This window comes from Nakamurella sp. (assembly GCF_048594475.1).
Lineage (GTDB): Bacteria > Actinomycetota > Actinomycetes > Mycobacteriales > Nakamurellaceae > Nakamurella.
This window is the reverse complement of the sequence record NZ_JBMDXT010000380.1, coordinates 1-20680: the sequence shown is the minus strand read 5'-3', so window position 1 is coordinate 20680 and position 20680 is coordinate 1. Positions and strand designations below refer to the sequence as shown.

16 protein-coding genes are annotated in these 20680 nt (G+C 71.3%); 7 read left to right on the top strand and 9 right to left on the bottom strand.

Annotation, left to right across the window (positions count from 1 at the left end; all coding sequences use genetic code 11):
• Positions 1-125: 125 nt before the first annotated feature.
• Entirely contained in the window at positions 126-1541 is a 1416-nt protein-coding gene (locus ACOJUF_RS17065; RefSeq protein WP_420123022.1) for a helix-turn-helix domain-containing protein, read from the bottom strand.
• A 433-nt stretch (positions 1542-1974) separates the two neighbouring features.
• Here ACOJUF_RS17065 and aceA point away from each other — a divergent pair, with 433 nt between their 5' ends.
• Both aceA and aceB read left to right on the top strand, forming a co-directional pair.
• The gene (gene aceA, locus ACOJUF_RS17060; RefSeq protein ID WP_420123021.1) at positions 1975-3294 is read left to right on the top strand and encodes an isocitrate lyase; all 1320 of its coding nucleotides are present in this window, start codon (positions 1975-1977) and stop codon (positions 3292-3294) included.
• 143 nt (positions 3295-3437) lie between these two features.
• Positions 3438-5126 carry a malate synthase A gene (aceB, locus tag ACOJUF_RS17055; protein ID WP_420123020.1) on the top strand — a complete coding sequence of 563 codons (1689 nt, stop codon included), beginning with the start codon at positions 3438-3440 and terminating at the stop codon, positions 5124-5126.
• 258 nt (positions 5127-5384) lie between these two features.
• Here the strand turns inward: aceB and ACOJUF_RS17050 are convergent, their stop codons facing one another.
• The 3 genes from ACOJUF_RS17050 to dctA all read right to left on the bottom strand — a co-directional run bounded on the left by ACOJUF_RS17050 (position 5385) and on the right by dctA (position 8269).
• Entirely contained in the window at positions 5385-6158 is a 774-nt protein-coding gene (locus ACOJUF_RS17050; RefSeq protein ID WP_420123019.1) for a hypothetical protein, read from the bottom strand.
• Positions 6139-6738, bottom strand: a complete 600-nt coding sequence (locus tag ACOJUF_RS17045; protein ID WP_420123018.1) for a helix-turn-helix domain-containing protein — start codon at positions 6736-6738, stop codon at positions 6139-6141. The genes ACOJUF_RS17050 and ACOJUF_RS17045 overlap by 20 nt, the downstream gene beginning before the upstream one ends.
• A 133-nt stretch (positions 6739-6871) precedes the next feature.
• Complete coding sequence (gene dctA / locus ACOJUF_RS17040; protein ID WP_420123017.1) at positions 6872-8269, bottom strand: C4-dicarboxylate transporter DctA; 1398 nt, start codon at positions 8267-8269, stop codon at positions 6872-6874.
• A 325-nt stretch (positions 8270-8594) separates the two neighbouring features.
• Here dctA and ACOJUF_RS17035 point away from each other — a divergent pair, with 325 nt between their 5' ends.
• The 3 genes from ACOJUF_RS17035 to ACOJUF_RS17025 all read left to right on the top strand — a co-directional run bounded on the left by ACOJUF_RS17035 (position 8595) and on the right by ACOJUF_RS17025 (position 12562).
• Positions 8595-9158 carry a TetR/AcrR family transcriptional regulator gene (locus ACOJUF_RS17035; protein ID WP_420123016.1) on the top strand — a complete coding sequence of 188 codons (564 nt, stop codon included), beginning with the start codon at positions 8595-8597 and terminating at the stop codon, positions 9156-9158.
• A 33-nt stretch (positions 9159-9191) separates the two neighbouring features.
• On the top strand, positions 9192-11417 hold the full coding sequence (locus ACOJUF_RS17030; protein ID WP_420123015.1) for an MMPL family transporter: 2226 nt from the start codon (positions 9192-9194) through the stop codon (positions 11415-11417).
• Between the two features lie 179 nt (positions 11418-11596).
• On the top strand, positions 11597-12562 hold the full coding sequence (locus ACOJUF_RS17025; protein WP_420123014.1) for an acyl-ACP desaturase: 966 nt from the start codon (positions 11597-11599) through the stop codon (positions 12560-12562).
• 84 nt (positions 12563-12646) lie between these two features.
• Here the strand turns inward: ACOJUF_RS17025 and map are convergent, their stop codons facing one another.
• A complete protein-coding gene (map, locus tag ACOJUF_RS17020; RefSeq protein WP_420123013.1) occupies positions 12647-13417 on the bottom strand; it encodes a type I methionyl aminopeptidase in 771 nt (256 codons plus the stop codon).
• 123 nt (positions 13418-13540) lie between these two features.
• On the opposite strand from map, the gene ACOJUF_RS17015 reads away from it, so the two are divergent.
• The gene (locus ACOJUF_RS17015; protein ID WP_420123012.1) at positions 13541-13816 is read left to right on the top strand and encodes a helix-turn-helix domain-containing protein; all 276 of its coding nucleotides are present in this window, start codon (positions 13541-13543) and stop codon (positions 13814-13816) included.
• A gap of 13 nt (positions 13817-13829) precedes the next feature.
• Positions 13830-14924 carry a hypothetical protein gene (locus ACOJUF_RS17010; RefSeq protein ID WP_420123011.1) on the top strand — a complete coding sequence of 365 codons (1095 nt, stop codon included), beginning with the start codon at positions 13830-13832 and terminating at the stop codon, positions 14922-14924.
• A 68-nt stretch (positions 14925-14992) separates the two neighbouring features.
• Here the strand turns inward: ACOJUF_RS17010 and ACOJUF_RS17005 are convergent, their stop codons facing one another.
• The 4 genes from ACOJUF_RS17005 to ACOJUF_RS16990 all read right to left on the bottom strand — a co-directional run.
• A complete protein-coding gene (locus ACOJUF_RS17005) occupies positions 14993-15988 on the bottom strand; it encodes a polyprenyl synthetase family protein (RefSeq protein WP_420123010.1) in 996 nt (331 codons plus the stop codon).
• A 64-nt stretch (positions 15989-16052) separates the two neighbouring features.
• The gene (gene nuoN / locus ACOJUF_RS17000; protein ID WP_420123009.1) at positions 16053-17750 is read right to left on the bottom strand and encodes an NADH-quinone oxidoreductase subunit NuoN; all 1698 of its coding nucleotides are present in this window, start codon (positions 17748-17750) and stop codon (positions 16053-16055) included.
• Positions 17750-19525 carry a complex I subunit 4 family protein gene (locus ACOJUF_RS16995; protein WP_420123008.1) on the bottom strand — a complete coding sequence of 592 codons (1776 nt, stop codon included), beginning with the start codon at positions 19523-19525 and terminating at the stop codon, positions 17750-17752. Before ACOJUF_RS16995 ends, nuoN begins: the two co-directional genes overlap by 1 nt.
• The coding region (locus ACOJUF_RS16990; protein ID WP_420123007.1) for a proton-conducting transporter membrane subunit at positions 19522-20680 on the bottom strand (1159 nt) is incomplete at its 5' end. The genes ACOJUF_RS16995 and ACOJUF_RS16990, both read right to left, overlap by 4 nt.

Below are 20680 nucleotides of genomic sequence, written 5' to 3'. Positions count from 1 at the left end.
CCGTCCCACCGGTCACATTCGGCGCCGGTTGGTCCGCGCCGGCGGTGTTGATCCGCGCGGCGGGGCGGCCCGGAGGGCGGAATTGATCCGCGCGGAGGTCAGGCGCGGAGGTCAGGACGCGGAGGTCAGGGCGCGGAGTGCCGCTCGAGGAAGGTGAGCACCTCGACCTGATCGACACCGGGGAACACCCCGGGCGGCATCGCCGCCAGCAGGTGCGAGTGGACGCGGGCGCTCGGCCAGGCCATGCCCTCCCACCGGTCGGCCAGATCACCGGGCGGCAGCGCGCAGCAGGTGGGATCGGGACAGCGGGACTTCGACCGCGCCGTGGTCTCCCGGCCGCGCATCCATTTGACGTCGGCGTACGGCACGCCGACGTTGACCGAGAACAGGCCCTGCGCGGTGCGATCGACAATGGCGGTGCACCAGTAGGTTCCGGACTTGGTGTCGGTGTACTGCTGGTAGGCCGACGACAGGTCGGGGCGGTCGAACACCACCCGCGCGGTCCAGTAGCGGCACACCCGCTGGCCCTCAATGGCGCCGGTCGCGTCCATCGGGAACTGCACGCCGTCGTTCTCGTAGGCCTTGTAGATCACTCCGGCCTTGCTGATGCGCATGAAGTGCACCGACAGGTCCAGGTGGCGGGTGGCCAAGTTGGTGAACCGGTGCGCGGCCGTCTCGTACGACACCGCGTAGGCATCGCGCAGATCCTCGATCGCGATATCCTTGGCGGCCTTGGCTTTTCGCAGCAGCGACAGCGCCCCGCGCTCCGGGATGAGCAGTGACGCGGCGAAGTAGTTGATCTCCACTCGCTGCCGCAGGAACTCCGAGTAGTCCTGCGGCACCTCGTGTCCCAGCACGACGTGGCCGAGCGCGTTGAGCGCCAGCGAGCGTGAGTCGTGCTGCCCGGCGTCGGGCTGCGGCAGGTAGATGATCCGGTTGGCCAGGTCGGTGACGGTGCGGGTGGACTGCGGCAGGTCGGCCGAGTGCCGCAGCCGGAAGCCCAGGTGCCCGGCCAGCCGGTCGACCACCGACCGGGTGATCGGGCCGCCCTCGTAGCCGGTCGCGGTGAGCAGGTCGGCCGCCACCTTCTCGATCTCGCCGAAGTAGTTGCCCCGTCGCCGCATCTCCTCGCGCAGTTCCGCGTTGGCCCGCCGGGCCTGCTCCGGGGTGGCCTGCCGCTCGGCCTGGATCCGGGCCAGCGCGCGATGCAACCCGACCAGCGACTCCAGGGCCTCGGTCTGCAACCGGGGGCCGGGCTTGACCGGCGGGATGTCCAGCGACTTGAACGCGGACGACCGCTGCGCGCGCTCCAGCTCGATCTCCAGGGCGGCCCGCCGGGAGGGCGGGGCCATGGCCAGCAGCTCCCCCAGGTTCGTGCCGAGCACACCGGCCAGGGTGGTCAGCAGCGAGAGCTTGGCCTCCCGCTTGCCGTTCTCGAACAACGACAGCGCCGACGGGCTGATGCCGGCGGCCTCGGCGACGTCCGACAGCGTCCGGCCGGCAGCCTTGCGCAGGTGGCGCAGGCGGCGGCCGATCGTCAACGGGTCGGGACCACCCGCCCCCTGTTCGGACGTGGTCGGCTGTGATCGAACCGGCGGTCGACCGTGCGCGGAAGGTTCGGGTTGTGTTTTGACAGGGACCGGCGCCGGTCCGCGATGCCCGCCGGCCGCCGTCCTTGATCCACTCCCCGGCCCCGTTCGCACCGAAAGATGCTGGTCAACGGCACTTCCCGGGATGGACCGGGGCGGGGCGTGACGCGCGTCACGTACCCCCGCCGGGGTCTTTCGGGGGCCAAGGGGGGCTTGATCACTCACTCCTGCACGATAGCGGAAGAAGTGCATTTCTTTACAGGCGAGTTCGGTTGAGCGACCCCCGGCGGGCGCCGACAGTTGCCTGGTCAAGCCGATATGAACGGCGGGTAACGCGGAGCAACGCGGAGCCCGCCGCATCGCGAACAGGAAGGGACGGCCAGCAATGACCGCCACGTTGGATGCCACCGCGACCGAAGGCCGCGCGGCGAACCGGAACTCGGACCAGGCCGCGCTGCTGCGCCAGGAGTGGGCGGACGACGCCCGGTGGGCCGGCATCGAGCGCTCCTACACCGCCGAGGACGTCATCCGGCTGCGCGGCACCGTCCAGGAGGAGCACACCCTCGCCCGCCGCGGCGCCGAGCGGCTGTGGAACGCGCTGCAGACCAAGAAGTTCACCCGCGCCCTGGGCGCGCTGACCGGCAACCAGGCCGTGCAGATGGTCAAGGGCGGGCTGGAGGCCATCTACCTGTCCGGCTGGCAGGTCGCCGCCGACGCCAACCTGGCCGGCCAGACCTACCCGGACCAGAGCCTGTACCCGGCCAACTCGGTGCCCGCCGTGGTCCGCCGGATCAACAATGCCCTGCTGCGCGCCGACCAGATCGACCACGCGGCCGGCAAGACCGGCACCGACTACCTGGTGCCGATCGTCGCCGACGCCGAGGCCGGCTTCGGTGGCCCGCTGAACGCGTTCGAGCTGATGAAGGGCATGATCGCCAGCGGCGCCGCGGGCGTGCACTGGGAGGACCAGCTGGCGTCGGAGAAGAAGTGCGGCCACATGGGCGGCAAGGTGCTGATCCCGACCGCCCAGCACTGCCGGACCCTCAACGCCGCCCGGCTCGCCGCCGACACCGCCGGCGTTCCGAGCATCATCGTCGCCCGCACCGACGCCCTGGCCGCCGACCTGATCACCAGCGACGTCGACCCGGTCGACCAGCCGTTCCTGACCGGTGAGCGCACCTCGGAGGGCTTCTACCGGGTCAAGTCCGGCCTGGAGCCGGTGCTCGCCCGGGCCAAGCAGTACGCCCGCTTCGCCGACCTGATCTGGGTCGAGACCGGCACCCCCGACCTGGGTCTGGCCCGCGAGTTCGCCACCGAGCTGCACAAGGAGTTCCCGGGCAAGCTGCTGGCCTACAACTGCTCGCCGTCCTTCAACTGGAAGAGCAAGCTGTCGGACGCCGAGATCGCCACGTTCCAGGACGACCTGGGCGAGCTGGGCTACGCCTTCCAGTTCATCACCCTGGCCGGCTTCCACGCCCTGAACCACTCGATGTTCACCCTGGCCCAGGGCTACAGCCGCACCGGCATGTCCGCCTACGTGGAGCTGCAGCAGCGCGAGTTCGCCGACGAGGCCGTCGGCTACACCGCGGTGAAGCACCAGGCCGAGGTCGGCACCGGCTACTTCGACCAGGTGGCCACCGCCCTCAACCCCGACAGCGGCACGCTGGCGCTGAAGGGGTCGACCGAAGAAGAGCAGTTCCACTGATCTAGCCTCGGTACCGGGTCGGTGCACACCCTCGCACCGGCCCGGTGCCGATTCCAACGCCGGGTCGCCGCTCCACCTCGCCGCCGGACCCATGGCGTCACTTACCACCACACGCAGCACGTTTCCTGACAGGAGCAGTGAAGATGTTCGGACCGCCCAAGGCCCCGAAGATCAAGGGCATCATGCATCCCCGGTTCGACGAGATCCTCACCCCGGAGGCCCTCGCGTTCATCGCCAAGTTGGACGGGGCCTCGGCGGGCCGCCGCGCCGAGCTGCTGGCCGCGCGCCGCGAGCGCAGCAAGCGCATCGCCGCCGGCGAGCCTGTCGATTTCCTGGCCGAGACCGCCTCGGTGCGCGAGGACGCCGCCTGGCAGGTGGCCGCCCCGGCCCCCGGCCTGGAGGACCGCCGCTGCGAGATCACCGGTCCGACCTCCCGCAAGATGAGCATCAACGCGCTCAACTCCGGGGCCCGCGTGTGGATGGCCGACTTCGAGGACGCCACCTCGCCGAGCTGGTTCAACGTGATCGACGGGCAGCTGAACCTGTTCGACGCGATCCGCGGCAACCTGGACTTCACCGACGATTCCGGCAAGGAGTACAAGGTCGGGGAACAGACCCCCACGATCGTCGTCCGGCCCCGCGGCTGGCGGCTCTGCGAGAAGCACCTGACCATCGACGGGCGCCCGCTGCCGGCCTCCCTGATCGACTTCGGGCTGTTCTTCTTCCACAACGCGCAAGCGCTGATCGACGCGGGCAAGGGCCCGTACTTCTACCTGCCCAAGCTGGAGTCGCACCTGGAGGCGCGCCTCTGGAACGACATCTTCGTCCAGGCGCAGGCGCTGCTGGGGATCCCGCAGGGCACCATCCGGGCGACCGTGCTGATCGAGACCCTGCCGGCCGCGTTCGAGATGGAGGAGATCCTCTACGAACTGCGCGACCACTCGTCGGGCCTGAACGCCGGTCGCTGGGACTACATCTTCAGCTACATCAAGACCTTCGCCCACAGCGGGCCGGAATACGTGCTGCCGGACCGGGCCAACGTCACCATGACGACGCCGATGATGCGGGCCTACACCGAGCTGCTGGTGTCGACGTGCCACAGGCGCGGCGCCCACGCGATCGGCGGCATGGCCGCGTTCGTGCCGAGCAAGGCCGACCCGCAGGTCACCGAGCAGGCGCTGGCCAAGGTCAAGGCGGACAAGGAGCGCGAGGCCGCGGACGGCTTCGACGGCTCCTGGGTCGCCCACCCGGGCCTGGTCTCGACCTGCATCGCCGCGTTCGACGCGGTGCTGGGCGACCGGCCGAACCAGCTGGACAAGCAGCGTCCGGACGTCCACGTCACCGCCGCCGACATCATCAACCCGGGGTCGACCCCGGGCGAGGTGACACTCAACGGGTTGCGCACCAACATCTCCGTGGCCCTGCGGTACCTGACCGCGTGGGTCTCCGAGCAGGGTGCGGTCGCCATCGACAACCTGATGGAGGACGCGGCCACCGTCGAGATCTCCCGGTCGCAGGTGTGGCAGTGGCTGCACTACAAGACCAAGCTCGCCGAGGGTCTGGTCGTCACCCGCAAGCTGGTCGACGAGTTGATCGACCACGAGGTCGCCGAGCTGCACCGGCTGGCCACCGACGAGCGGGGTCACCGGCACGTCGACGAGGCCAAGGACGTGTTCGTCGAGTCGGCCCTGGGCGACGACCTGCCCGGCTTCTTCACCCCGTACGCCTACGTCCGCTTCCTCATCGCCCGGCCGCTGCAGCCGTCCGGTCCGATCGGCGAGGACGACCTGCGCATGTCCGAGCGCGTGCCGCGGGAGCACCAGCCCGCCTGAGCGAACGAGCACGGCTCGGGCGACAAGCCCGCCGGAGCGAGCGTGCGAGCGAGGCGATCACCCAGCGGCGGCATCCTCGGCGAAAACGACCGAGCGTGCGAGGTGCTCCGCGACAAGCCCGCCTGACCACCAGATTCAGGCGTTCGGGACGGCCCGGCGATCCCCCACCAGGGGTCGCCGGGCCGTTTCCATGTGCCCGTCCCGCCAGCCCGGTCCCGGCGCCCCTCCCGGTTCCGCCGAGTGTGCCGGCGCGCCCGGTCAGATCGTCGCCGGGCCTTCGCCGGGCAGCTCGGCCGGCTGGAACTGGTCGTCCCACCAGCGGTCCCAGGCCTCGCGCACCCGCGCCACCTCGGCGCCGGACATGCCGTAGAAGCTCAGGATCGCGGCCGACCCGGCGACCGGCCGGTGCGGCGCCGGCGGCGCGTCGGCGACCTCCAACAGCCCGTCGCCCCACTCGGTGACGGTGAGCCCGAACTGGTGCTCGGTGCGGAAGAACACCGTGCCGTGCAGCGTCGTGCCCGCCGGCAGGGTGACCGCGTAGCTGCTGCCCACCGGCTGCGCGGCGACCCCGCCCAGCCCGAGCCGAGCCACGATGGGGCCGGGCGTCCGGGGCGTGCCGGCCGTGAAGTGGGTGGTCCGGGCCTCGCCGGGGTGCCGCTCCAGGGCCCAGGTCAGCTGGAACAGGAACGTCCGCCAGCCCTCGGTGATGTCGTCGTAGTACGCGTCCCAATCCGGGTTCGTGCCGCGGGGGGCCCGGGTGATCCGCACTTGGACGCCGCCGTCGACCTCGGTGAGGTCGAAGACGTCGCCACCCAGGGCCAGCCGGGCGGGTGCCTCCTCGACCACCTCCGGGTCGAAGTAGATGGTCCGGATCTCCTCGGCCAAGGCGTCGGTGCCGTCCGGCAGGTCGTACTCCCAGCCGTGCCAGTTCCGCAGCTGCCCGGGGTCGCGCAAGGCGGCCCAGACCGCCTGGATCGGGGCCGCGACGGTGACCTCGACGATCGCCGCCGGTTCATCGGTGGGCTGGGACATCCGGTGCCTCCTGATCGGGACGGGGGGCCGGGTGACCGGCCGCCACCAGCCGGAAGGGCCGGCCGCCCGGGCTGTCGAACCCGGCGACGACGTCGGCGACCGCCCGGGCCAGCGCTTCGCTGAAGTCGTGCACCTCGCCCGGGGTGGCGAACCGGACCTCGGTCTCGAGGGTGAAGGTGAGCAGGCGCGTGCCGGCCGAGTCGGCGTGCGCGACCATCCGACCGACGTCCCGGACCATCGCCCCGGCCGTCCGGACGAGGTGGTCGGCCGCGTGTCGGTCGGCGTCGCCCGGCGCCGTGGCCCCCAGCACCCCGGGGTCGACGACCAATGCGCCGGCGACGGTGCGCAGCACCCGCTCGGTGAACCCGCGCCGCGGCCGCAATTCGACCAGTTCCACCAGGTGCTGCCCCTCCAGCACGCGCAGGTGGTAATTCAGCTTCTGCCGCGGCAGTCCGAACTCCCGGGCCAGTTCGGCCGCCGACGCCGGCTCGCGCAGCCGCTCGAGCAGCCGCCGCCGCAGGTCGGGCAGGGCGCAGGCGACCCGTTCCGGGGTGTCCAGCAGGGCCAGCGCGGCGCTCACCCGGCCAGTGTCGAATAGACAAAACCATTTGTCAATTGATCCCCCCGGCGTGGACGGCCGAGGACGACGAACGGCCCCGGCGATGCGCCGGGGCCGTTCGATGCGTTCGGGGGCCGGGTCCGGCCCCCCTCGGTCAGTCCCGCGGACCGGCGAGCAGCGCCTCCTCCTCGGCCAGCGGCTGCTCGGTCCCGTCCGGCCCGATCTCGGTCAGCGGGGCGACCTCCTCGCCGTCCAGCACCGCTCGCATCCGCTCCTTGTCGAGCAGACCCTCCCAGTTGGCGACGACGAAGGTGGCCACGCAGTTGCCGAGCAGGTTCACCGACACCCGCATCGAGTCCATGATCCGGTCGGCCCCGAGCAGCAACGCCACCGCGGCCACCGGGATCGCGCCGTGCCCGATCGCGGCCACCGTCGCGGACAGGGCCAGGAACGAGGATCCGGGGACACCGGCCATGCCCTTGGAGGTCAGCATGAGGACCAGGACCGCGGTGATCTGCTCGCCCAAGGACAGGTCGACGCCCAGCGCCTGGGACAGGAACAGCACGCAGATGGACAGGTAGAGCGTCGCGCCGTCGAGGTTGAACGAGTACCCGGTCGGCACGACCAGGCCGGTGACGGCCCGGTTACATCCGGCGTTGGTCAGCTTGACCATGATCCGCGGGAGGACGACCTCGGTCGAGGCGGTGCCCAGGGCCAGGAACAGTTCGTCCTTGATGTAGACGATCATCTTCCACAGGTTGACGCCGGCCAGCACCTTGACGATCCCGCCCAGCACCAGGATGAAGAGCACCGCGGCCAGGTAGCAGCAGGCGATCAGCTTGCCGTAGCTGCTCAGCGATCCGATGCCGTACTGCCCGATGATGTAGGCCATCGCGCCGAACGCGCCCAACGGCGCCAGCTTCATGATCCAGCCGATGATGGCGAAGAAAAGATGGCTGGCCTGGTCGATCACCGAATACAGCGTCTTCGACCGCTGGCTGAACTTCGCCATCGCCAGCCCGAACAGCACCGCGAAGAACAGCACCTGCAGCAGCGCATTCTCGGCGAACGCCGACATGATCGACGTCGGGATGACATTCAGCAGGAACTCGACGGTGTGCGGCAGCGATCCGTCGCCGGTCTTCTTGGCGATCGCGTCCGCCCCGGTGGCCAGGGTTTCCGGATTGATCTGGAAGCCCGCACCCGGCTGCACCACATTGCCGACGACCAATCCGAAGATCAGCGCGAAGGTGGTGACGACCTCGAAGTAGATCAGCGCCTTGACGCCGATACGGCCGACCGCCTTCAGGTCGCCGACGTGCGCGATGCCGATCACCACGGTGAAGAAGATGATCGGCGCGATCAGCATCTTGATGAGCTTGATGAACCCGTCGGCCAGGGGCTTGAGGGCCGCCCCGAATTCCGGCCACAGCCAGCCGACCAGGATGCCGGCGACGATCGCCACCAGCAATTGCAGGAACAGCGACCGGTACCACCGCGACCGGGTTCGCGGGGGCGGCGCGGCGGGCGCGTTCTCGACGTCTTGGACCATGAAACCCTCCCAGGCGGATGCGGATCACCCACCGCGCCGACGACGCTGCCAGGCACCGGCGGGAGTGCGGTGACAACGTTGTAACGGGGCCGTCAACATTCCCGGCGGACCGCGGGAAATGGCATTCGCCATTCGAATTGATACCGGCGCCGGCCCGATCGACGCCCGAGCCCGGCCGGTCGTGACCGGTCCGCCGGGCCCCGGTCGGCGCCGGCCATCCGCGCGCCAACCGATGGGGCGGACCGGTCCCACGACGGCGCCGTGAGCGGCATCACCGACCAAATCGGTTGGCAAACCGACCAGATTGGTTGGTACTGTCGGCCGCATGACCCGCGCCTTCCGCCAGCAGATCGACGACGGCATCCTCGACGCGGCCGCCGCCCTGTTCGCCCGTCAGGGCTTCGCCAAGACCTCGGTGCAGGACATCGCCACCGCCGTCGGCCTGTCCAAGGCCGGTCTGCTGCACCACTTCCCGACCAAGGACGCGATCCACGAGGCCGTCCTGGACCTGGTCGGCACCCTGGGCGGACGCGTCGCGGACCAGATCGCGGACCTGCCACCCGGCCCGGCCCGCGACCGGCGCGCGCTGGAGACGGTCCTGGACACCGCCGCCGCCCACCCCGGCCTGGTCTCGTTGATGCTCTCCCCCGCGCTGCATCCCGCGCCCGATGCCATCGGGGGTCCGGCGGACGGCCCCGCGCAGGCGGTGCTCGCGCTCTTCGGCGTCGACCCGGACGGCCCCGACGTCGACCGCGAGGTGCGGGTCGTCGGCGCCCTGTCGGCCCTGGCCGTCCTGACGATCGCCGCCCACCAGCACGACAAGAGCTCGGCCTGGCGGCCGTTCATCCTCCAGACCTGTTTCGACGCGCTCGGTCATCCCGGCGCCTGAACCCCTCCCCGTTCCGGAAGAAAGCAGCCCACCATGGCCCGCCTGCTCTACCGACTCGGCACCTTCGCCCACCGGCGGCGCTGGGCCGTCGTCCTCACCTGGCTGGTGATCCTGGCCCTCGGGGTCGTCGGCGCGCTCAGCCTGGCCGGCACGACGTCCAACACCTTCTCCATCCCCGGCCAGGAATCGACCATCGCGCTGGACAAGATCAACCGCGAGTTCGGGGCCGGCGGCACCAACGCCACCGCCCGGGTGGTGATCCAGGCCCCGGCCGGGCAGACCCTGACCAGCGACGGGAATGCCGCCGCGGTCACCGGTCTGGTCACCGAGCTCGGCGGTCTGCCCGGCGTGGTCGCGGCCGGCAACCCGCTCGACCCGCAGGCTCCGGGGGTCAACGCCGACCAGAGCACCGGCTACAGCACGGTCACCTACGGCGTCCCCCAGGGCGAGGTCACCACCGCCGAGCAGGACGCACTGCTGGCCGCGGTCGCCGGCGCGCGGGCGAACGGGCTGACGGTGGAGGTCACCGGGACCGCGGTGACGAACCAGCCCGAGGTGCCGGCGGGCGTGGGCGAGGCGATCGGCGTCGTCCTGGCCCTGCTCATCCTGGCCCTGACCTACGGCTCGCTGGTGGTGGCCGGCATGAACCTGCTCACCGCAGGGGTCGGCGTGGGGATCGGCGTCCTGGGCATCACCATCGTCAGCGGCTTCGTCGACCTGCAGTCGACCACCTCGTCGCTGGCCACGATGCTCGGACTGGCCGTCGGCATCGACTACGCACTGTTCATCATCACCCGGTACCGGCACGAGCTGCAGCGTGGCGCCGATGTCCCCACCGCCGTCGGGGTGGCTGTCGGCACCGCCGGGTCGGCCGTCGTCACGGCCGGGCTGACCGTCGTCATCGCACTGGTCTTCCTGTTCGTGGCCGGCATCCCGTTCCTGACCCAGATGGGCATCGCCGCCGCGGCCACCGTCGTGGTCGCCGTGCTGGTGGCGCTGACGTTGGTGCCGGCCATCCTGAGCTTCCTGGGTCTGCGGGCGCTCCCCCGTCGCCGGCGCGCGGACCCGACCGCTCCCGCCGCCGGCCGGCACGCGGCCCCCGCCCCGGGCTTCCTGGAGCGGTGGGTCGGCACCGTGACCCGGCACAGGATCGTCGCTCTGGTCGGCACGGTGGTCGCCCTCGGCGTGCTGGCGATCCCGTTCTTCTCCATGCAGACGACGCTGGTGCAGACCCCGGCCGACGGCACCACCCAGGCCCGGGCCGAGCAGCTGCTCGCCGACGGCTTCGGCCCCGGCTTCAACGGCCCGCTGACCATCCTGTTCGAGGCCGCCCCGGGCAGCACCGATGCAGCCGCCCGGGCCGCCGCGGCCGCCGGACCGATCTCCGGGCTGACCGACGTCGCCCTGGTCACCCCGCCGATCCCGAACCCGAGCGGCACCGCCGCCCTGCTCACCGTCATCCCGCAGTCCGGCCCGACCAGCGCGGCGACCGAGCAACTCGTGCACGACCTGCGGGAGCTGCTGCCCACCGCCGCCGGCGGCGCGCAGACCTCGGTCACCGGCGCGACGGCGGTCAGCGTCGACGTCGCCACCGCCCTCAACGACACGCTGCCGATCTACCTGACCATCGTCGTCGGCCTGGCCGTCATCCTGCTGGTGCTGGTGTTCCGGTCGATCCTGGTGCCGCTGGTCGGCGTGCTCGGCTTCCTGCTGACCGTCGGGGCCGCGCTCGGCGCGACCGTCGCGGTCTTCCAGTGGGGCTGGCTCTCGGGCCTGGTGAACCTGGACAGCGCGGGCCCGCTGATCAGCCTGACCCCGATCATCGTCATCGGCATCCTGTTCGGGCTGGCGATGGACTATCAGGTCTTCCTGGTCTCGCGGATGCACGAGGCGCACGCCCACGGCGCCGGCTTCCTGGACGCCGTCCGGACCGGGTTCCGCCAGGCCGCCCCGGTGGTGGTGGCCGCCGCCGCGATCATGTTCTCCGTGTTCGCCGGGTTCGTGCCGGCCGGCGACGGGCCGATCAAGTCGATCGCCTTCGCCCTGGCCGTCGGCATCCTGGTCGACGCGTTCGTGGTCCGGATGGTGCTGGTGCCCGCGGCCCTGACCCTGCTCGGCGAGCGCGCCTGGTGGCTGCCGTCCTGGCTCTCCTGGCTGCCGACCCTGGACGTCGAGGGCGCCGGCCTGGAACGGGCCGGCGTGGCCGGACCGGACTCGCCGCCGGCCGCTCCTGAGCTGGTCGAGGCCGGCGCACGCTGAACGGGTGATGGACCGGCGTCCCGGCGCGGGACGTCGGTCCACCCCCGATCGTGGGCCACCTGAACTAGTCTGACGAAGGCATTGGCTCAGTCGACCCTCATCGCCTGCACGTCCGGAGATTCCATGCACCTGCAACGGTTCGTCCAGCTCGTCCGCCCGTCGGCCCCGGCCGTGATCGCGTGAGCACCAACGGCGGACGGCTGCCCGACGGCCCGGAGGGCGTGCAGACCCGGCTGCTCTACGAGCTGGAGGCCGTGGTCGAGGAGAACCTCAACCGCCACCTGGCCATCGCCAAGGACTGGATGCCGCACGACTACATCCCGTGGAGCCGGGGACGCGACTTCGCCTTCCTCGGCGGTGAGGACTGGGTGCCGGAGGATTCCCCGCTCGATCCGGTGGCCAAGACCGCGATGGTGGTCAACCTGCTCACCGAGGACAACCTGCCGTCCTACCACCGGGAGATCGCCACCCGGTTCGGTCGCGAGGGCGCGTGGGGCCAGTGGGTCGGCCGGTGGACGGCCGAAGAGGGCCGGCACGGCATCGCCCTGCGCGACTACCTGGTGGTCACCCGCGGCGTCGACCCGGTCAAGCTCGAGGCCCTGCGGATGGAGCACATGACCGCCGGGTACGACTCCGGCGAGAAGTCGATGCTGCAGGCGGTCGCCTACGTCTCGTTCCAGGAGCTGGCCACCCGGGTCTCGCACCGCAACACCGGCGCGTCCACCGGCTGCCCGATCGCCGAGCAGCTGCTCGGCCGGATCGCCCAGGACGAGAACCTGCACATGATCTTCTACCGCAACCTGGTCGCGGCGGCGCTGGATCGGGCCCCGGACGAGACGATGTGCGCGATCCGGGACGAGGTCGTCGGGTTCACCATGCCGGGCGCCGGCATGACCGACTTCCAGCGCAACTCGGTCACCATCGCCAAGGCCGGCATCTACGACCTGCGGCTGCACCACGACGCAGTCATCATGCCGGTGCTCAAGTACTGGAAGGTGCTCGACCGCAGCGACTTCGGCCCCGTCGGCGAGCAGGCCCGGGTCGAGCTGGTCGAGTTCATGGCCAAGCTCGACGCCCAGGCCAGCCGCTTCGTCGAGCAGCGCGACCGGATGCGCGCCCGCGAGGCCGCCCGCGCCGGCAAGTAGCGCCGGCCGCCGCTTCGCTGATCAATGCCGCGCCCAGCGGGCCGTTCTGTCCGGTTCGGCGCGGGTTTGATCCGCGAAGCGGGGTCAGGCCGGCTCGGTCAGGATCACCGGACCGCCGCGGGTGATGGCAACGGTGTGCTCGGTGTGCGCGGTCCGGCAGCCGGTGCTGCTGCGCAGCGTCCAGCCGTCGGGATCCATGACGAGCCGGTCGGTGTCGGCCATCACCCAGGGCTCGATCGCCAGCAGCATTCCCGGCTTGAGCTTGAGCCCACGACCGGGCCGGCCGTTGTTGGCCACGTGCGGATCCTGGTGCATCGTGGTGCCCACCCCGTGGCCGCCGAACTCGGTGTTCACCCGGTAGCCGGCGCGGGTCAGCACGGTGCCGATGGCGTGCGAGATGTCGCCGACCCGGCGGCCGGGCCGGGCCTGGGCGATGCCGGCGGCCAGGGCGGTCCGGGTGGCCTCGATCAGCTGCTGGTCCGCCGGGTCGACCCGGTCCCCCACGACGAAGCTGATCGCGGCGTCGGCGACCCAGCCCTGCACGCTGACCGCGAAGTCGAGGGTCAGCAGATCACCGTCGACCAGCCGGTAGTCGTGCGGCAGCCCGTGCAGCACGGCATCGTTGACCGACGTGCAGATCACCTTGCCGAACGGACCCCGGCCGAACGAGGGTGCGTAGTCGACGTAGCAGGACACTGCCCCCTCGTCGGCGATCATGGTCCGGGCCCACTCGTCGATCTCCAGCAGGTTGGTACCGGGCCGCGTCCGTTCCCGCAGCTCGGCCAGCACCCGGCCGACGAACCGGCCGGCCGGCCGCGCCTGGTCCACCTGCTGCTCGCTGAGCACCTCGATCACGTCGACTCTCCATCCGCCGTCGGACCGGCCCGCGTCCTGGATGCGGGCGGTCCGGTCGTCCCGTCCCGGCCGCTCGCCGGTCGGACCGTTCCGGTATTTCTATCCCGGTATTACTCTACGGTCATGGTTCGGGTCCCTCTCACCGCCGCCGAGATCCGGCGCGGTCAGGAGATCGGTGCGCTGCTGCGGGAGGCCCGCGGCGAGCGCACCCTCACGGACGTGGCTGCCGGCGCGGGCATCTCGCCCGCGACGCTGCGCAAGATCGAGACCGGCCGGATCCCCACCCCGTCGTTCACCACCGTGGCGCTGCTCGCCGCCCAGGTCGGCCTGTCGCTCGACGGTATCTGGCGCCGGGTCGAGGGTGATCCCGCCGCGGTGGACCTCGGCCGGGTGAGCTGACCCTGCCCGACGGATGACGACCGACCGTCCCCTCCGGCACCACGCCCGGGCCACCTTCGGGCTGGCCCGGCTCGATCGCGCCGCCCTGGCCGCCATCGCCCGGGTCGAGGTGCCGCAGATCATCCGCATCGTCATCGTGGCGGCGGTGGGCTGGCAGGCGTGCGTCTGGCTGGGCGCCACCGAGGCGCCGATCTACGCCGTCCTGGTCCCGTTGGTCAGCCTGAAGGCCGACCCGTTCTCCGCCTTCAACCTCTCCTGGTCGCGGCTGGTGGGCGTGGTCGGCGGCCTGCTGATCGGCGTCGCGGTCACCCGGGTGGTGACCCTGGACCTGGTCGCGGTCATCGTGGTGCTGGGTTTGTCGCTGCTGATCGGCATGGTCGTGCGGGTCGGCAATGCACCCAACCTGCAGATCGCGATCTCCGCGTTGCTGATCTTCGTCAGTCCCGACGCCGGCGCCTACGGGCTGACCCGGCTCTGGGAGACCGGCGTCGGCACCCTGGTCACCGCCGGGCTGACCCCGTTCCTGTTCCCGGCCGACCCGCTCAAGGCCGCGCGGGACGAGCTCCGGGGGGTGGCGGCGACGTTGACCGCCGCCCTGCGCGCCTCGGTGGGCATCGCCGGGGCCGAGGACCTGTCCACGCCGGAGCGGGTCCGGCGGATGGTCGCGGTCTCCGAGCAGCTCGACGACGCCACCGCGCACACGGTCACGTTGCAGGCGCAGATCGCCAGTGCCGCCCGGTCGGCGCCGTGGAGCGTGCTGCGCCGGCGCGCGCTGCGCGAGGTCGGGCGGCTGGACCCGGCCCGGGAGCTCGCGGCCCGGACCGCGGCCAACATCCGCGCCTTCGCGGACGAGGCGATCACGTTCGCCGAACGCGAGGAGTACGCCAACGACCCGACGCTGCGGCTCGGGGCCCTGTCCGACCTGGCCGATCCGCTGGCCGCCGCCATCGAGGCCGCGCTCACCGGGCGGTCCGGCTCCGGCGAGCTCGCGCGGGCCGGCGCAGCACGCCGGGCCTTCATCGCCAGCGACCACACCACCATCGCGTCGGTGACACGGCGCCCGCTCAACCGGATCCTGGAGGACCTGGAACGGTTCGCCGAGACCTGACCCCGGACGTCGGCCCGGGGCGGGCCCGAGCGGGGCCCCGGCCGAGGGCGGGGCCGGCGGTCAGCGGGTCAGCGGGTGCGGTCGACCACGGAGCCGACCAGGGAGGCCAGCGCCTCCTTGGCCGAGGAGTCCGGCAGCAGCCGCAACTCGGCGGCGGCCGCATCGGCGTAGGTGGCCAGGGTGGCCCGCGCCCTGGCCATGCCCGGCGACGCGGCCAGCAGGGCGACCGCCTCGGCGACGTCCGCCTCGGCCTGGATCGGTCCGGCGACGAGCTCGCGCAGCCGCGGGTCGGCCGACGGATCGGCCAGCGTGTACAGCACCGACAGCGTCGGCACCCCTTCCCGCAGGTCGGTGCCCGGGGTCTTGCCGGAGTCGGTGGAGCACACGTCGATGATGTCGTCCGAGATCTGGAAGGCCACCCCGACCGCCCGGCCGTACCGGCGCAGCGCCAGCACGTGCTCCTCCGGCGCCCCGGAGAACATTCCGGCGTACCGCGCGCAGGTGTCGATGAGCGAGGCCGTCTTCTCGTCCAGCACCCGCAGGTGGTGGTCGATCGGGTCCTCGTCCGGGCTCGCCCCCACCGTTTCCCGGGTCTGCCCGGTGACGAGTTCGGCGAAGGTCTCCGCGATGATCCGGACCGCATCCGGGCCCAGCCGGGCGACCAGCCGCGACGCGTGGGCGAACAGGAAGTCCCCGGTCAGGATCGCGATGGAGTTGTCCCACCGGGCATTGGCCGACTTGGCCCCCCGCCGCAGCTCGGCCTCGTCCATCACGTCGTCGTGGTAGAGCGTCGCCAGGTGGATCAGCTCGGTCACCGCGGCCGCGGTGATCACATCGTCGGAGTCGGGGTTCGGGCCGATGCCCGCCGCCACCAGGGTGAACAGCGGTCGGAACCGCTTGCCCCCGGCGTGCATCAGGTGGGACGCGGCCTCCGTCACGAAGGCGAATTCGCTGATCAGTTCCCGTTCCAGGAGTTCCTCGACCCGGACCAGACCGGCGGACACGCGCGCGGTCAGGTCGGGGTCGGCGAGCTGGATGCCGGCCAGCATGGTCGGGGCGTTCATCACGTCCAGCCTATGTCAGGTTCGGACGTCCCCACGCCCGCGTGGGGACCGTCACCGGGCGAGATCATGACAGCAGCGGCAGGGGGATGGTCAGCAGGTCGAGCACCGGTCCCGGGAACAGGCCGAGGCCGAGGGTGACGATGACGGCCACGGCCACCACGATCGTCGTCAACGGACCCGGCACGACCACGAACGGGCCGTCGGCGGTGAGGCCGCCGGCCGACCCGGAGGTGGCCGCGGACCGGCTCACGGCCGGCGCCGCACCTGCCGCGCCCGCGGCGACCCCGACCGGCTGCTCGGCCGGGACCGGCGTCACCGGGTCCGCGAAGTACATGACCACGATGATCCGGAGGTAGAAGAACGCGGTGATGGCGGTGGCGATCATGGCCAGCACCACCCACGGACCCAGACCGGCCTCCATCGCCGCGGTGAAGACCGACAGCTTGCCGATGAAACCGGCGGTCAGCGGGATGCCGGCGAAGGACAGCAGGAACAGGCTCATCGACGCGGCCAGCACCGGCGAGCGGCGGGCCATGCCGGCCCAGTCGGCGACGTGCGAGGCCTCGCCGTCGCCCTTGCGGACGACGGTCAGGATGGCGAACGCGCCGATGGTGGCCATGCCGTAGGTCAGCAGGTAGAACATCGTGGCCGACGCCCCGGTCTCGGACATCGAGATGACACCCAGCAGGATGAACCCGGCGTGCGCGACGGAGGAGTAGGCCAGCATCCGCTTCATGTCGGTCTGGGTGATGCCGATGACCGACCCGATGACCATGGACGCGCCGGCGATCACCGCGAGCACCGGCTGCCAGGTCCAGGTCATCGGCTCCAGGGCGACCAGGCACACCCGCAGCATCGCGGCGAACGCGGCGACCTTGGTGCACGCGGCCATGAACGCCGTCACCGGGGTCGGTGCGCCCTGGTAGACGTCCGGCGTCCACAGGTGGAACGGGCCCACCGAGGCCTTGAACAGCAGACCGACGACGACCAGGGCCAGCCCGCCCAGCAGCAGCACGTCGCTGGTGTCCCCGGCCCGGGCCTGCGCGGCCACCGCGGCGAACTGGGTGGATCCGCAGTAGCCGTAGAGCATGGCCAGGCCGTAGGCGAAGATCGCCGACGTGAAGGCACCCAGCAGGAAGTACTTGACCGCCGCCTCCTGCGAGATCAGCCGCCGGCGCCGGGCCAGCCCGCAGAGCAGGTACAGCGGCAGCGACAGCACTTCGAGCGCGACGAACAGGGTGACCATGTCGGTGGCCGCGGGGAAGATCATCATGCCGCTCACGGCGAACAGCGCGAGCGGGAAGACCTCGGTCTGCATCGGGGAGGCGGCCCGGGTGGCCGTCCGGTCCCGCGGCGAACCGATCTTGGCCGCCGCCTGGGTGACGAACGCGCCGCCGGGCTCGGACACCCGGTCGGCCATCAGCAACAGCGAGGGCAGGGCGAGCACCAGCAGCACGCCCCACATCACGTACGTGGCCTGATCGACCGCGACGGCCCCGCCGAACGTCACGCCGACGTCGTCGCGGTGGGCCCCCAGCAACGTCCAGACCAGCGCGGCGGCGACGGTGAGCAGGGCGAGCACGACCTGCACCGGGTAGCGCAGCCGGCGGGGCAGGAACGCCTCGAACAGGATGCCGAGGATCGCGCCGCCGAGGGCGATCAGGACCGGTGCGGTCAGCGTGAAGCTGATCTCCGGCGGGGTGATCGCATCGACCGGCGCGGCCGCGGCGAGCGGCCCGGCGAACACAGACAGGACCGTCATCACTGACCGCCTCCCAGCGGCGCGTCGATGGCCGGCACCGGATCGGTGTAGCCGGCATCGACCATGGTTCGTTCGGCGGTCGGGTTGATCACGTCCAGCACGGGTTGCGGGTAGACGCCCAGGAAGATGATCAGCAGCACCAGCGGGGTCAGCACGGTGATCTCGCGCGGGGTCAGGTCACCGAACAGGGCGCGGACCTTCGTCCGGGTGCCGTGCCCGGCCGCGGCCCCGGATTCGGCGTGCGCGACGGCGACGGGCACCTGGGCACCGACCGGCCGGGCCGCACCGGCCGATTCGATGCCGGCGGGGACCGCCGGACCGCCGGCCGTCTCGCCGGCCCCGGGGGTCGGGTCGGCCGCCGGCGCCGGGTCGATGTCCTCCGGGCCGCGGCCGCCGACCACCGCGGCGCCGCGCACCGGACCGGTCATCGTGCGCTGGAAGATCCAGAGCATGTAGACGGCGGCGAGGACGATGCCGATGGTGGCCACCACGCCCCAGGCCGGATGCCGGCCGAACGTGCCGATGAGCACCAGGAACTCGGAGATGAACGAGTTCGTCCCGGGCATCGCGATGGTGGCCAGCGCGGCGATCAGGAACATGCCGCCCAGAATGGGCGCCACCTTCCAGACACCGCCGTAGTCGCCCACCAGCTTGCTGCCGCCGCGGGTCGTGAGCATGCCGACGACCAGGAAGAGCAGGCCGGTGGCGATGCCGTGGTTGACCATGTAGAGCGCCGCGCCGGCGATCGACTGGGTGGTGAAGGCGAACACGCCCAGGGCGATGAAGCCGAAGTGGGCGATCGAGGTGAACGTGACGAACCGCTTGAGGTCGGTCTGCCCGGCCGCGACGATCGCGCCGTAAATGATGCCCAGCACCGCCAGCAGGATGATCAGCCAGGCCAGCTTGCTGCTGGCCGCGGGCAGCAGCGGCAGGCAGATGCGCAGGAAGCCGAAGGTGCCGACCTTGTCCAGCACGCCGACGAGCAGCGTGCCGGCGCCCACCGGGGCCTCGGTACCGGCGTCCGGCAGCCAGGTGTGCAGGGGCACCAGCGGGGCCTTGATCGCGAACGCGATGGCGAAGCCGGCGAAGATCCACATCTGGGTGGATTCGGGAATCTGGTCGGCGATCGCCCGGAGCTTGACCCAGTCGAAGGTGCCGCCGTCCGGCAGGATCTGCGCCGACGCGACGTACAGGCCGATCACCGATGCCAGCATCAGCAGGCCGCCCAGCAGCGAGTACAGGAAGAACTTTGTCGCCGCGTACGCCCGGCGCACCCCGCCGAACGCGCCGACCAGGAAGTACATCGGGATCAGCATGACCTCGAACATCACGTAGAACACGAAGACGTTCGTCGCCGCGAACACGCCGACCATGGCGCCCTGGAGCACGAGCAGCAGCGCGAAGTAGCCGCCGATCGTCCGGCCGGCCGGCAGCCGCTCCTCCCAGGACGCGCCCAGCACGATCGGCATCAGGACCGCGATCAGCGCGATCATCGTCAGCGAGATGCCGTCGACGCCGAGCGAGAAGTTGATGTCGAAGTACGGGATCCAGGTGACCGAGAAGGTCTCCCGGAACGGGACGTCGAGTTGGCCGGCGACCCCGGTCCGCTCAGCGGTGTACGCCACCCACAGGGCGGCCGCGACGCCCAGCTCGACGAGCGAGAAGACCAGCGCGGTCAGCTTGACCGTGCGGACCGGCGCACCGGACATGGCGGCCAGCGTCAGCGCCCCGACGACCGGCAGGAAGATCAGGACGACCAGGTACCAGGAGTTCACGCCGACCTCACCAGCAGCAGCATGAGCACCACGACCAGGGTGCCCGCGAACATCGACAGGGCGTACGAGCGGACGTAACCGTTCTGCCAGTGGCGCCATCGGCCGGACAGTCCGCCGAGGGCGGCGGCGGTGCCGTTGACCAGCCCGTCCACCCCCTTGGCGTCGGCGTAGACCGAGGCCCGCGAGAGCCAGATGCCCGGCCGCGCGAACAGCGTCTCGTTGACGGCGTTGCCGCCGACGTCGTTGCGGGCCAGGGTGACGATCGCCGGCACCGGCATCGGCGGGGTGACCGGGACCGGCCGGCGACCGATGAACCAGTAGGCGATGAAGACGCCGACGGCGACGACGGCCAGCGTCGCGATGGTCACCACGATCGCCGGGAACGGCGGGTGTGGCTCCTCGTACGGGCCGACCGACGGCGCCAGCCAAGTGGCCAGCCGGTCGTTGATGGCGAAGAACGCACCGGCCCCGACCGACCCGACGGCCAGGATGATCATCGGAACGGTCATCACCGGCGGCGCCTCGTGCGGGTGGTAGTCACGGCCATCGGTGGACTTGAGCTGCTTCCACCGGGGCTCGCCGAAGAACGTCATGATCATCAGGCGGGTCATGTAGAACGCGGTGATGCCGGCGCCGATCAGCGCGGCCGAGCCCAGCAGCCACCCCTTGACCCCGTCGGCGGCGAACGCGGCCTCGATGATCGGATCCTTGGCGTAGAAGCCGTCGAACAGCGGGAAGCCGATGATCGCCAGGTAGCCGCAGGTCATGGTGACGAACGTGATGGGGAGCCGGCGGGCCAGCCCGCCGTAGCGGCGCATGTCCACGTCGTCGTTCATGGCGTGCATGATCGAGCCGGCGCCGAGGAACAGCCCCGCCTTGAAGAAGCCGTGGCACAGCAGCAGCAGGATGCCCAGCGCGTAGACCCCCGCGCCCAGCCCGACGGCCAGGAACATGTAGCCGATCTGGGAGACCGTCGAGTACGCCAGCACCTTCTTGATGTCGTCCTTGGCGCACCCGCCGATGCAGCCGACCAGCAGGGTGATGGTGCCGATGATGGCGACCACCAGGCTGCCGTCGGCGGTGACGTCGTAGATCGGGGACGACCGCGCGATCAGGTACACGCCGGCCGTGACCATGGTCGCGGCGTGGATCAGG